The 12,578-nt window shown below is 40.4% G+C and carries 15 protein-coding genes; 4 read left to right on the top strand and 11 right to left on the bottom strand.

Features of this window, described 5'->3' with window-relative positions; genetic code table 11:
• Window positions 1-164 precede the first annotated feature (164 nt).
• Window positions 165-410: an RNA-binding protein gene (locus DXA15_RS23095; protein WP_128135591.1), complete on the top strand. Its 246-nt coding sequence runs from the start codon at window positions 165-167 to the stop codon at window positions 408-410.
• An 82-nt stretch (window positions 411-492) separates the two neighbouring features.
• The gene (locus DXA15_RS23090; protein WP_128135590.1) at window positions 493-1,383 is read left to right on the top strand and encodes a CPBP family intramembrane glutamic endopeptidase; all 891 of its coding nucleotides are present in this window, start codon (window positions 493-495) and stop codon (window positions 1,381-1,383) included.
• Between the two features lie 12 nt (window positions 1,384-1,395).
• Here the strand turns inward: DXA15_RS23090 and lptB are convergent, their stop codons facing one another.
• Window positions 1,396-2,148, bottom strand: a complete 753-nt coding sequence (gene lptB / locus DXA15_RS23085; protein ID WP_009859581.1) for an LPS export ABC transporter ATP-binding protein — start codon at window positions 2,146-2,148, stop codon at window positions 1,396-1,398.
• 357 nt (window positions 2,149-2,505) lie between these two features.
• Here lptB and DXA15_RS23080 point away from each other — a divergent pair, with 357 nt between their 5' ends.
• Entirely contained in the window at window positions 2,506-3,054 is a 549-nt protein-coding gene (locus tag DXA15_RS23080) for a hypothetical protein (protein ID WP_128135589.1), read from the top strand.
• Between the two features lie 14 nt (window positions 3,055-3,068).
• Window positions 3,069-3,377, top strand: coding sequence for a helix-turn-helix transcriptional regulator (locus DXA15_RS23075; RefSeq protein ID WP_128135588.1), 309 nt, complete (start codon window positions 3,069-3,071; stop codon window positions 3,375-3,377).
• Between the two features lie 220 nt (window positions 3,378-3,597).
• On the opposite strand, the gene DXA15_RS23070 is transcribed toward DXA15_RS23075, so the two are convergent.
• The 10 genes from DXA15_RS23070 to DXA15_RS23030 all read right to left on the bottom strand — a co-directional run bounded on the left by DXA15_RS23070 (window position 3,598) and on the right by DXA15_RS23030 (window position 12,423).
• On the bottom strand, window positions 3,598-4,041 hold the full coding sequence (locus DXA15_RS23070) for a hypothetical protein (RefSeq protein WP_128135587.1): 444 nt from the start codon (window positions 4,039-4,041) through the stop codon (window positions 3,598-3,600).
• Window positions 4,038-4,523 (bottom strand): D-Ala-D-Ala carboxypeptidase family metallohydrolase, encoded by a 486-nt coding sequence (locus DXA15_RS23065; protein ID WP_128135586.1) that lies wholly within the window; start codon window positions 4,521-4,523, stop codon window positions 4,038-4,040. The genes DXA15_RS23070 and DXA15_RS23065 overlap by 4 nt, the downstream gene beginning before the upstream one ends.
• Window positions 4,520-4,714, bottom strand: coding sequence for a hypothetical protein (locus DXA15_RS23060; protein ID WP_128135585.1), 195 nt, complete (start codon window positions 4,712-4,714; stop codon window positions 4,520-4,522). Before DXA15_RS23060 ends, DXA15_RS23065 begins: the two co-directional genes overlap by 4 nt.
• 11 nt (window positions 4,715-4,725) lie before the next feature.
• On the bottom strand, window positions 4,726-5,169 hold the full coding sequence (locus DXA15_RS23055; RefSeq protein ID WP_128135584.1) for an HU family DNA-binding protein: 444 nt from the start codon (window positions 5,167-5,169) through the stop codon (window positions 4,726-4,728).
• 209 nt (window positions 5,170-5,378) lie between these two features.
• Complete coding sequence (locus DXA15_RS23050; protein WP_233567567.1) at window positions 5,379-5,714, bottom strand: hypothetical protein; 336 nt, start codon at window positions 5,712-5,714, stop codon at window positions 5,379-5,381.
• Window positions 5,702-5,845 carry a hypothetical protein gene (locus DXA15_RS27310; protein WP_233567566.1) on the bottom strand — a complete coding sequence of 48 codons (144 nt, stop codon included), beginning with the start codon at window positions 5,843-5,845 and terminating at the stop codon, window positions 5,702-5,704. The genes DXA15_RS23050 and DXA15_RS27310 overlap by 13 nt, the downstream gene beginning before the upstream one ends.
• Window positions 5,846-5,923: 78 nt before the next feature.
• A complete protein-coding gene (locus DXA15_RS23045; protein WP_128135583.1) occupies window positions 5,924-6,865 on the bottom strand; it encodes an HlyD family efflux transporter periplasmic adaptor subunit in 942 nt (313 codons plus the stop codon).
• 15 nt (window positions 6,866-6,880) lie between these two features.
• A complete protein-coding gene (locus DXA15_RS23040) occupies window positions 6,881-8,770 on the bottom strand; it encodes a glycosyltransferase (protein ID WP_128135582.1) in 1,890 nt (629 codons plus the stop codon).
• Between the two features lie 11 nt (window positions 8,771-8,781).
• Window positions 8,782-10,980: a peptidase domain-containing ABC transporter gene (locus DXA15_RS23035; RefSeq protein WP_128135581.1), complete on the bottom strand. Its 2,199-nt coding sequence runs from the start codon at window positions 10,978-10,980 to the stop codon at window positions 8,782-8,784.
• Between the two features lie 36 nt (window positions 10,981-11,016).
• Complete coding sequence (locus DXA15_RS23030; RefSeq protein ID WP_128135580.1) at window positions 11,017-12,423, bottom strand: vitamin K epoxide reductase family protein; 1,407 nt, start codon at window positions 12,421-12,423, stop codon at window positions 11,017-11,019.
• Window positions 12,424-12,578 lie beyond the last annotated feature (155 nt).

The following is a 12,578-nucleotide window of genomic DNA, read 5'->3' as shown; positions in this document are numbered from 1 at the left end:
AAAGGGGATTTACCTTGAAAAAGGGGATTTACCTTGAACGTAAATAACATTGTTTTTTATTTCTTCATTTACTTGTTACTTGTCGATTTATCTATCACTGTTACGAAATTCCGGTTTATTACTTTCATCAGTAACAATTTTATTTTTTAATTATTTCTATTTTTATGAACATTTACATTGGTAACCTGAACTATCGTGTTCGGGAAGAAGATCTGAAACAAGTAATGGAAGATTACGGAGTGGTAGATTCTGTAAAGATCATCAAAGACCGTGAAACAGGTAAATCAAAAGGCTTTGCTTTTGTTGAAATGCCTGATGATGCAGCAGCTAAAAAAGCTATTGCTGAATTGAACGAGGCTGAATTCGAAGGTCGTCAGATGGTTGTAAAAGAAGCCAGACCAAAAATGTAATTCATTCTTTCCTGAAGAAATAAAAACTTCTACCTATATTTGGGCAGAAGTTTTTTTATGTCCGTACATTAATATTATAGATATGGTATTAAAAGGTATATATGCCGGTAAACCGGCCATGTTCCAGTTATGGCTCCTGCTGGTCAGTCTTTTGTTCGGAGCAGTCCTGTCATCCCTGATCGGAACGGGAATCTTTGTTTTGTCACACGGTGTATCCGTCAATATAACGCAATACCCCGATATGATGCGAATGATGCAGTTATTGTCAGCCATCGGGACTTTCCTGTTCCCGGCACTGGCGGTAGCCTGGCTGTGCAGTGCGGACCCGGCCGCCTACCTTTGTATAAAGCGTAAAGTGGATACCAAAATCCTGCTGCTAGCACTGGTCAGCATGTTCCTGATGTCCCCGGCGATCACACTGACAGCTTTGCTGAACAAACAAATGATATTACCGGAGTTCATGGCCCCGGTCGAAAGCTGGATGAAAGCGCAGGAAGCCCTCGCCGAACAAATTACCAATACACTTTTAGCCGGCGACGGTATGCTCACATTCCTGTCGAATCTGTTTGTCATCGCTATAATGGCCGGTATTACAGAAGAATTTCTGTTCCGTGGTGCCCTACAACGGATTATAGGTCAATGGACATCCAATCATCATATAGTCATCTGGTCTGCCGCTATTCTATTCAGCGCATTCCATTTGCAGTTCTACGGGTTCCTCCCCCGTATGTTACTGGGAGCATATTTCGGTTATTTGTTATATTGGAGCAGAAACATCTGGGTTCCGGTCTTCGCCCATTTCGTCAATAACGCTTTTGCCGTTATCAGCATGTCGGATATCCATCTGCGGGAGAATGAATTTATCACCGGAGATATATCCAACGCAAACCTGTTGCCTTACTCGGCATTAGCCGTAGTGACATTAGTCCTGTTCTTCTTATGCACCCGGCACATCAGGAGACTTTTGCAATAAAATAAGTTGAATTTATAAATCTTTTTTCCGCAGCACGAAGTCTTTCCCCAAATACTTTTCGCGTACGATCTCGTTTTCTGCCAATTGCTCTGCTGTTCCCTGGAAAAGCACTTTTCCTTCGAACAGCAAATAAGCACGGTCGCAAATGCTCAATGTTTCGTACACATTATGGTCGGTAATCAGGATACCGATATTCTTATGCTTTAACTTGGCAACGATCGTCTGGATATCCTGCACCGCAATCGGGTCGACACCGGCAAACGGTTCATCCAACATAATAAACTTAGGGTCGATCGCCAGACAGCGGGCAATCTCGGCACGACGGCGTTCACCACCAGACAACTGGTCTCCCAGGTTCTTTCTAACCTTGTTCAAGCCAAACTCAGCGATCAAGCTTTCCAGTTTTTCTTTCTGATATTCAGGAGTAGTTTCCGTCATTTCCAAAACAGAACGGATATTATCCTCAACCGTCATTTTACGGAAGATAGAAGCCTCCTGCGCCAGATAACCGATCCCATTACGGGCACGTTTGTAAACCGGGAATTTCGTAATTTCCATATCATTCAGGAATATCTTCCCCTCATTAGGAGTCACCAACCCCACAGTCATATAGAATGTAGTCGTCTTTCCCGCCCCATTCGGACCGAGCAATCCAACAATCTCCCCTTGTTTCACATTAATAGAAACATGGTTCACCACCGTTCGCGTTCTATATTTCTTCACCAGGTCCTCCGTCCGGAGCACCATCTGTTGTTCGTCTGCCATATCCTAATAATTTACGGGTACAAAGAAACGCAATTAATTAGTTTTCCACAAGACTATTATCATTTCTTACAATTCCATTACCACCAGCACCGGATTATCATCTTCACCAACATCGGCTATTCCCTCTTCGGCCGCAGTGGCTGCATCTATAAATGAAGCGACTATATTATCCTTAATATACAATGATCTCGTATTAAGTAAAACTCAGAAGTTAATACCTTTTTGACCTAAAGTTTTATCCAACTGATGGTATACTTTTCAATTTGAGTAATTTGAGGGAGATTTTAGCCAAAACACAACTTATAAGTTGTACATTTGAATAACTTGTATTACATTTGCAATGTAAAAAATGGGATTATGACATTTGACGATATAACAGAAGATGGTCGACTATGGGCTGTACGCTATGATGGAGAAAAGGACAATGCACTTTATACATTGTTCAATAGATGGAGCGATGTGATGTGGTTGCGTTCATTTTTCAAAGCTAATTGGCAGGACTTGACTTCGTATTTCAAGATTACCGATGTCAATCAAGCCATTAAAGATACTATAGAGGACAGCGACAGATTGCAGGGCATCATTATGGACATTTCCCCTGATGCTAATCTGGATGAGATATTCCATCCGTTGGAGAACTTCAGAACAGCGGACATTCTTCTGGGTAAAGAAAAGGCAAGACTGAAAAAACAAAAACGTCATTCATCATGGCTCCGCATCTATGCCATCAAACTTTCAGAAGGTGTATATGTTATTACAGGAGGAGCCATCAAGTTGACACTTAAAATGGAAGAACGGGAACATACCCGTCAGGAAGTGGTAAAATTGGAAAAAGTCCGCTCCTTCCTATTGAATGAAAACATTATTGATGATGACAGCTTTGTAGAATATATGAATACAATATAAACAAGGAGGTGAATATGAACAATATTGTACAGAAGCTCAGCGAGCACAGGTCTTCAACTCCTTCAAAATGGAGAGAAGAAGCGGAATTCAGAGCCACCAATAAGAGTTGGCAACACTACTCCCAGCACATCGCCATGATGATGCTTGACAAGATGGAAGAACTCGGTCTTACTCAAAAATCATTGGCAGAGAAAATGGGATGCAGCCAACAGTATGTATCAAAGATACTGAAAGGCAAGGAAAACCTTTCTATCGAAACACTATGTAAGATAGAAATTGCATTAGAACTTTCATTGCTTCCACAGACGACAGAAGCATACTGATACCGACAAAGGGGCGTGGGAAATAATCCATGCCTCTTGTTTTTTACTCCTTGCAGTGAAAAATTTGTTAGGATTTCCGCAACAGGCAAACAGAACATTTCCACATGCTAATTACTAATAACTCATTCCAAGAAGCTATAACATCATAATTTACCCTCGTCTGATTAAAAATGCACTCTCATAGTGCAAAAGAAATAACTTCACTCCGCTAAGAACTCATCTATTTTATCCGTCGCAATTTTCGTAGCAGACAGATTAAAATGATCAAAACAAGAATTAATATCCACCAGACAATCCGGCTCGTTTTTCTTCTGGTCACTTCCTGCTCGACAGAGACGGATGAAGTAACACCCTGCTCATTAACCGTATTGGCAGACACAGACACCAATTCTGTCGAATCTGCCATTCCCCATTCTTCAGTAGCATATACAATACGTTCTACATACTGTTTACCGGTACTGTCGGGTACGGAAAGGGAGACCTCCCTCAAACGAGACCACCCCTGCAACTGCATCCCACGATTATAATGCAGGCAAGAAGTGTCCAACCGTGTATACGATATCGAATCCCTGAACGAACGAAGTTCTCTCCTGCTTCCGGGATTACGCGATGCACAGCCGGACAATCCTGCTATAAGTAATAAAAAACAAATACCACCTCTCATTTGATTATCACCTGGCGACGGTTCTTACCCGTCAATTTCAATGACAAATGAATAAAACCACGACGACGGTAATAAATCGCCTGATCAAAATTCAACCGACTTTGCTGTAAAGCCTCCAGCAAACGACAACTGCCGAACGTATAAATATCCGCCGCCTCCCCTTTCATATGCTGGGAATCGGCGACACCACCCACCAGATGATTCAATTCTTCACAACGATACCCACTGGAGATATGCATCCCCATAGGACAATCCGCATACTCCCGAAGCGGCTCCAATAATTTTCTAACCAGATTTCTAATTGCCCGCTGCACTTCCGGTGGCGGCGTATTGTCCAGGCCCTTCTCCACAGCAACCGCACTGTAGATAAACTCACCCATGTAAAAATGATCACTGATCCAATCCGGATGATTTCTTCTCCACTTCATTTGTTCCGACGTCAAATGTTCCTCTATTGCATATTGACAAAATTTCGTTTTCATTCTTTTCTTATTTTATATGAATAATCCACTCCAAACAAGGCTCCGGCAAACGTACTGATCTCCCCGAACGCGACTAAAACGCTATTATGTATTTCCCCTGTCGGAGCCACCCAAAAACCGGAAAAGATCAGGATAAGACCGGCTGCACAAAGCAGCACGGCCATTACCAATTGAACATTCGTTCTTTTCATCCTCAACCGGTTTACTCGATTTCCGGACGATCCTCACCACCTCCGGGATTCTCCGTTTTTTCAACTTCCGGAGTAATCAAAGAATAACCCATCGTTTTCTTAGTCTCACGCAAATCAAACCCGGGAGTGAAAACAATCTTCGGAGCACGAATCATACTTGCAGAGAACTTCTTTTTATCCTCCACGCCCTCGCTTCCGACCGTAATACGGAAATTACCGAATTCCCCCAACTGAACAATACGACCATCCTGCAATTCCAGATCCAGAACATAATTTAGGTTATCCAGTACCGCCTTCACATCCGCACTCGACACCGTACTTCTCGCAGCGATCAGCTTACACAAACGTCTGATATCCGTAAATCCCGTACTTTTAGATACCGCATAATACAACTTCTTGGAATCTTTGACTCCCGGTTCCGACGGGCGCAGAACCAACTTGTAACCTTGTGCCATAATTAAAAATGTTTTAGTGAATAATTAAGTACAACACAAAGATACGGCGGTAAAAAAGAGGCAATAAGCAATAAGAAGAGGAAGCACAAATAATATAATCACATAAGAATCAAATGGTTGATCTTTTAAACGATCAATAAAGAGATTATAATCCCGGTTCTTACTGCTTTTCCGAAAAGCCCATATTTTATATTCTTTAAATATAAACTTCAGCTTAACTTTACTTTCTCAATCAACTCAAACAACTCAACCAGATCATCCGTATCCACCTTGGCGTACCTGATTTTGTCAGATAATCCCTTGACTTCCAAGTCCATCTTAAACCCTAGCAAAAAAGAAAAAGCCAACTTGGAATAAGAAATCTTATGCTTTTTAGACGGTCGCTCAAACAGATTTAATATTTTCACAAACAACTCTTTATCTTTCAGATCGTACAGGAATTCCCCCAGAACCGTATCCTTGCGAACAAACTCCACAAACTGCTGTCGTTTACTCTTTATCAATGCGACCAAAAACTCACGGTAAGCAACATTCAGGTTCCCCACTCAGAGAAAGCCAACCCGAAAGTACCTTTCACAAAACCGGCTTTTTCATTCTCCGGAAGATTTATCACTATTTCATTAAAATGCTGGACGGTAGGCTCGGCACCCAGCTGTGCCATCAGTAACTTTTTCATACGAATCCGGGAAGGGGATTGTTCATCCTTCCCGGCTCGAAAGCCACTAAACGAGACAAAAGAGACAACAAAAAAACTTCAGAACCCTTCTTTCAGTATCTTTTTCAGTGGCTGGAAGAAACGTTCTATCAAACGTACATCATCAGTTACAATTTCGGCTGTGGCTTTCATTTCATAAGAAACAGGCAGATTCTTCCTATAATTGGTGGTCAGTCCGTCCGGGAAGGCAATCTCCACCATATAATTGTCTTCCGAAGGCACCAGCGAAACTGACGACAAACGCCCGTTCACGATACCGAACTCCTGATCCGGAAAATTCGTAAACCGCACGATCACCCGCTGCCCGACCTTCACCTTTCCGGACCGCTGAATCGGCAGTAAGGCCCGCCCGATCCAGGTCTCCCCACCCTCAGGCACCATACGGGCAAAAATATCTCCAGCCGACAAATACAGGTTCGGAGCCCCTTGCACAAGCAACTGTACCTTTCCATCCGACGGCGCCACCAGGCAGTAAGACATCTCCCAGACACGGATCGCCGCCAGTAACTGTCCGACCGAAGCCCGGTAATCGCGGGCAGAAATATCTTTCGATGCCAGACTCATATAAGCCGGCTGAATATCCCCCAGCAACCACACATCCTGCAACAGATAATAGCTCAGACGTTCCGGCTGCTCCTGATAACGTGCCAACAACTTCTTCAGCCGGAACACATCCTCCGTCTTGGCCGGGTTCTCAACCACCGCCAACGGAGCACCCATCTTCACCTCCTGTCCGTTAAACACATAAAGTTCATTTATCTTTCCTGACGAGCGGGCCACCACCTCCGCCACCGGATGCCGGCTTGTCAATGTCATCTCCGTCGTGATCACATCCGGATATCTAAAGAAATAGCTACCCACCAAAAGCGCCAGCACCACGATAAACAAGATCGTAATCCCCCACCGCACAATCCAGGCCGGGATCTGCCCCATCACCTCCTGAACCTCTTCGCTACGTAATTCTATTTCTTTTCCTTCCATTGTTCCGATTATTAATTACCCGAGAACAGTATAAATCTGATCCATTATTGCAGATTCATTAAACAATTCAGCCCTTTCCAATGCCTTGTTTCGTAAATCATCCCTTAATGCCACATTTTCTATTACAGCTTTTAAAGCCTTATACAACAGAAACTCATCTTGTTCTGTTAGCAAACCATATTTTCCCTTGCTTAATACTTCTTCCGAGCCAGCATTCTTCGTTGCAACAACCGGTAACCCCAGACATAAAGCCTCACAAATTACAAGGGGAAAACCTTCAGACAAAGAAGAGGAAACAAAAACATCTGCTTCTTTCAAAAAAGGTATCGGATTTTTATGATACCCTTGCAAAAAAACAACATCATCTAATGAAAACTCTTTGATCAGTTCTTCCAACTTTACCCTTTGTTCACCTTCTCCTACAATCCATAAATCAAAATCTAATCCATCCTCAACTAAACGTCGAACAGCTTGTATCAATAACAAATACCCCTTTACCGGAGTCAATCTTCCAATACCACATAATGTAAATTTCCTTTTCGTTATACCTACACAATCCCATTTGCTCAAGAGTTCCGACCGATCAATAAGATTATAAATTACTAATAATTCAGATTTAGCATCTCCAAACAACTTAATATACTGCTCCTTTACATTATCACTCACAAAAATGATTTTATCCATTCTTTGAAAAATGCTATATTCATATTCATCATTTTCATAATATCGCTTTGCCCAATGATAATTACACAAATCTGCATGAACCCAAGCGACCTTAACAGCAACGCTCCCCCTTTCTGCAATATATTTTACCGCCAGTCCTTCCAAAAAAGCAACCTCTATATCATAAAATCGGTTTTTAACTTTTTCACTGCCCGAAAAGAACCACGAAACCTCCTCCGGTATATCTGCAAAATAAATTCCTTCTTCAAATAGGACTAAAAGGTCAACGGCATATTTCTCATAATCAAATCTTTTCAATATATCGATCAATAATTTTTCAGCACCCCCACCTCCTAATGTATCAATACAAAACAATATCCTGATTTTACCATCCTTTAAATGTATCTCTTCTTTTTCTCTAATATGACTATATACATTTCGAACAAGTCCTTTACACTCCTCAAAAGTCAATTTATTACTATTCTGTAATTCAACTGCACTATTCAAAAAATCAAAATAGGCAGGATCAAGCTCAATGATCTTATTCATTAAATAATCCAGATAACAACATTGGACATTTCTTAGACCTACTCGTTGTAAACTCGGATCAGCAAATAAAGACACATTTTCCCCTGTTCGAATATTCAACAAGACCTCCGGAATATTGGCAAAAAGATATCCCTTCATTATTAAATCAGTCCATATCTCATAATATTCCACACATTCATGTCTCTGTATTTTCCCTAAACACGTTTTTAGAAACTCTCCAAAAACAGACTTGCGCATTATCACCGACTGAGTATATATAGCTTTAGAAAACAACATCTCAATGACAATATCATTATGCCGTACCTGATAAAAATAATTTACTCCGGAATTTCCATTTTCCGTAACCCAGGTACCACAAACATCAACATCTCTATGGGCCTCCATAAAAGAAAATTGGGTATGAAGTTTCCTGGGAACCATTAAATGACCAGCATCCATTAAAACAACATATTTCCCCTTTATGCTTTCCATTACCTGCCCCCATACTCCCGGTTCTTCAAATGATACAACATTCAAAATTCTCAAACGCATATCGATTGCATCCATACCATCCAAAGTATCCTCGTAATTAGCCCCTTCCTTCAACACAAGAAGTTCAAAATCTGAAAACGATTGCATAAAGACATTATTCACAGCTTCCTGCAAATACCTATTTCCATCATCTACTTTCAGAATAACACTAATCTCCGGCATATCAGTACATTTTACGAACCCAATTCCAATTGATTCTTTACCAACTTATAATATACACCCCGTCGTGCCGTCAGTTCCTCATGCGTCCCTTCCTCCACGACCAGTCCTTTATCCAGTACCACTATATTATCCGCATCCCGCACCGTACTCAGCCGGTGAGCCACCACCACTACTGTCCTTCCTTTATAGAACTGATGCAGATGTTCCATAATCTCACGCTCATTATTGGCATCCAAAGCATTCGTTGCTTCATCCAAGAAGATAAATTCAGGATTCTTATATACAGCACGTGCAATCAGGATACGTTGCCGCTGTCCCTGGCTTACACCATTTCCTTCCATACCTATTTTTGTGTTATATCCCAATGGTAGCGAATCAATAAAATCACGGATATTAGCTACAGTCACGGCATGCAACAACCGTTCTTTATCGATCACTTCCGCACCTATAGCGATATTCTTCGCTATCGAATCCGAAAAAATAAACCCATCCTGCATCACACATCCCGTACAGGCACGCCATACATGCGGATTCATATTCTTCAATGACAGATCACCTATTTTGATATTTCCCTTGTTCGGCTCGTAAAACCCAAGCAACAACTTTATTAATGTCGTCTTTCCGCTTCCGCTGGCTCCGACAATAGCCGTCACCTTATGCTGTGGGATCGTCAGATTAATATGTTCCAACACATAATCCCGGTCTGCCCCGTCATAACTAAAACTCACATCCTCGATCTGCAAAGCCCTGTTTTCCGGTAAAGCATTTACTTTCAATGCTAAGGTCTGTTCTTCATCTTCCCGCTGATGGATCTCTCCTAAACGTTCCAAACTAATCTTTGCATCCTGAAACGAACGGGCAAAACCAATAAATTGTTCGATCGGAGCGGTCAACTGCCCCACAATATAGGTGAGCGACATCATCATACCTAGAGTCATCTCACCGGAAACAACAGCCCGGGCTGCGGTGAAGGAGATCAGGATATTGGTGGTTTGGTTAAAAAACACCGACCCGAGCTGTTGATATTGCCCTAAAGCTAACCCTTTAATACTTATTTTAAATAATTTCACTTGAATACGTTCCCATTCCCAACGTTTTTCAGTCTCACAGTTATTCAGTTTGATTTCCTGCATGCCTGTGATGAGTTGGAATAGATTACTCTGTTCACCGGCTGCCTGTGCAAAACGTTTGATATCCAGTTCTCGCCGATACTTCATAAAGGCTAGGATCCAAGCCACATACAACCCGTTTCCCAACAAAAAAAGTCCTAGTATCGACAAATCATAATACGCCAATACAAACCCGAAAACAATAAAATTGACGAAAGAAAACAACGTACTGATCGAAGCCCCCGTCATGAAAGACTCAATACGGTTATGGTCACCAATACGCTGCATAATATCCCCTACCATCTTCGTATCGAAGAAATGCAAAGGCAGCCGCATTAGTTTCGCCAAAAAATCCGAGATCAGCGCGATATTAATCCGCGTATTCACATGAAGCAATATCCAACTGCGGATAAAATCGACCGACAACCGCGCGATAAAGATAACCAATTGGGCAATCAGGATCAACGTGATAAAGCTCAAATTGCCATCCCGAATACCCGTGTCCACCAGACTCTGCGTTAGAAACGGCATAATCAATTGCAGAATACTCACCGTCAGCATTCCCAGTACCAACTGAAAAAGCTCCCGTCTATAAGGAGTTAGATAGCGGAAGAAAAAAGACAACTTCCTGTTTTTCTGCTCTTTGGACTCCTCTCTTTCTCCAAACGCAGGTCCCGGTTCGAGCAGTAACGCCGTCCCCGTATCCTTCCCTTCCACTGACGTACTGAACCAGCAGCCCCCTAACTCCATCCGGTTAAATACCACCCGACCAGCTGCCGGATCTGCAATATAAAACTTACCCATTTTTATCTTATAACATACTACGAAATGCCGCTGGTTCCAATGCAGGATACAAGGTAACAGGACTTCTTTTTCCAGTTGCTCTAACGTAATCCGTACCCCCATTGTCCGAAACCCGATATGCTCTGCCGCGTCACTGATCCCCAACATCGACACACCTTCGCGGGTAATAAAGGCACGTTCACGCAAGTATTGAACAGAATAACTGTAACCGTAATGCTTCGCAATCATGCGTAGACAGGTGGGGCCACAGTCTGAGGCATCCAGTTGATGAAAATGTGGGAATGAACTAATTTTCATTTTTGTAATTTACAGACTTCTAAAAATATCCATTCATTAATTCCAATCAATTTCTAATAACCCTAAATCCTCTATTTTATATTGCATTGGAAGTTCATAACCATTTATTAAAATAGTAGGAGTTGTTCGCAATTTAGTTTTTTTTATCCATGTCTCATGAGCCAAATATTCTTGTTCTACTGACTCATTTATCTCTAAATTATTTTGATCAAGAAAAGTGCTTATTTTATACTTTCCTTCTTTAAACCATTTATCATAAAGCTTTACTGTGTCTTCCATTCCATACCTTAAATAAGCTGCAATTAAGATTTTATTACTTATAGACAATGATTCATTAAAAGATGAAAAAATATATTGTATGCAATATTTATCAGAGGCTTTATTTAACAAATTATTCAATCGAAAATGCATTTTAGCACATGGTTCACAATGTGGATTAGTCAAAATTGTAATTAACGTCTTTGCTTTCGGATTTCCAAACATAATATGTGATGTAGACAACAAAACATCATAATATTGATTGGATTTCAGTAACGCCATAAACACATCTTCATTCATTTTAACATTATTAAGTTCGTATACAAGCTCTTGTTTAGACAAAGCGGCTCTAAAAATAGATAAAGATTGATGAATGATTAAAAGAGATAGTGCATATAGCATCATTAACCATAACAATTTTACTAAATCAAATGATTGGATATTAAAATATCCAAAATATAAATGCATTATAAATAATAACCAAAATATCCCCATTACAATTAGACACATAGGACACCATTGCTTCACTTTAAAACGTTGATACCATACACTCCATAAAGAAAAAGGAAGAGCACAAACATTAATCCATGTACAATAAGATATCCATGAAGTTCCCACAAGACACATAAAAAAAGTTGATACAAAATATGCAAAACCTATTTCGCTCCAAGAAAATACACCTAAAAATTTTGCTGCGTCAGATTCTAAAACACTATTACAGTTACTTTTATTAAACAAAGAACACAATTTATCCGCATAAGCACTTTGAACCTTCAACTGCTTTTGCAACAATAAAAAAGACACATATATACCGCCCAATAAAGCACTTAATATGGCAATTGATTCCATAGTAAACAAAGCAACAAAAACAAAATAAAACACACAAATAAGAAGCGCAATAATCCATAATAAATTAGATAACATTTTATCTATAAACTCTCGCTTTCTATTCTCAAAATAATCAGGCTCTATCGTTCTATCATTTGTTTCAATCATCAGCAATACACCAGACCATATTGAAACAAATTCCTCCAATGCAATATCTAAATATTCATTATTAAATAAACATTTAACTTTGGCATTTTTAATCTGTTTCACCAAGACAAAATCATTACTAGCATAAGCTATAAAAGGAGGATCAATATTTAGCACCTGTTGCTTATCTTTTAATCGTATAGCAAGCATAAGCTATAAAAGGAGGATCAATATTTAGCACCTGTTGCTTATCTTTTAATCGTATAGCAACATTATCTATATTATATGAAGACAATATCATAGACAATCCATATAGACTATTACGATATGGATTACTACTACATAATATGGATTACTACTACATA

Origin of the sequence: Parabacteroides sp. AM58-2XD, from assembly GCF_003463685.1 — a bacterium.
Taxonomy (GTDB): Bacteria; Bacteroidota; Bacteroidia; order Bacteroidales; family Tannerellaceae; genus Parabacteroides; species Parabacteroides segnis.
The sequence above is the reverse complement of the archived record's forward strand: the minus strand, read 5'-3'. Positions and strand labels throughout refer to the sequence as shown.

Bases quoted from the DNA above. Each gene is read 5' to 3' on its own strand.
- DXA15_RS23095 (WP_128135591.1), top strand. From the start codon at position 165: ATGAACATTTACATTGGTAACCTGAACTATCGTGTTCGGGAAGAAGAT.
- DXA15_RS23090 (WP_128135590.1), top strand. From the start codon at position 493: ATGGTATTAAAAGGTATATATGCCGGTAAACCGGCCATGTTCCAGTTA.
- lptB (WP_009859581.1), bottom strand. From the start codon at position 2,148: ATGGCAGACGAACAACAGATGGTGCTCCGGACGGAGGACCTGGTGAAG.
- DXA15_RS23080 (WP_128135589.1), top strand. From the start codon at position 2,506: ATGACATTTGACGATATAACAGAAGATGGTCGACTATGGGCTGTACGC.
- DXA15_RS23075 (WP_128135588.1), top strand. From the start codon at position 3,069: ATGAACAATATTGTACAGAAGCTCAGCGAGCACAGGTCTTCAACTCCT.
- DXA15_RS23070 (WP_128135587.1), bottom strand. From the start codon at position 4,041: ATGAGAGGTGGTATTTGTTTTTTATTACTTATAGCAGGATTGTCCGGC.
- DXA15_RS23065 (WP_128135586.1), bottom strand. From the start codon at position 4,523: ATGAAAACGAAATTTTGTCAATATGCAATAGAGGAACATTTGACGTCG.
- DXA15_RS23060 (WP_128135585.1), bottom strand. From the start codon at position 4,714: ATGAAAAGAACGAATGTTCAATTGGTAATGGCCGTGCTGCTTTGTGCA.
- DXA15_RS23055 (WP_128135584.1), bottom strand. From the start codon at position 5,169: ATGGCACAAGGTTACAAGTTGGTTCTGCGCCCGTCGGAACCGGGAGTC.
- DXA15_RS27310 (WP_233567566.1), bottom strand. From the start codon at position 5,845: ATGAAAAAGTTACTGATGGCACAGCTGGGTGCCGAGCCTACCGTCCAG.
- DXA15_RS23045 (WP_128135583.1), bottom strand. From the start codon at position 6,865: ATGGAAGGAAAAGAAATAGAATTACGTAGCGAAGAGGTTCAGGAGGTG.
- DXA15_RS23040 (WP_128135582.1), bottom strand. From the start codon at position 8,770: ATGCCGGAGATTAGTGTTATTCTGAAAGTAGATGATGGAAATAGGTAT.
- DXA15_RS23035 (WP_128135581.1), bottom strand. From the start codon at position 10,980: ATGAAAATTAGTTCATTCCCACATTTTCATCAACTGGATGCCTCAGAC.
- DXA15_RS23030 (WP_128135580.1), bottom strand. From the start codon at position 12,423: ATGCTTGCTATACGATTAAAAGATAAGCAACAGGTGCTAAATATTGAT.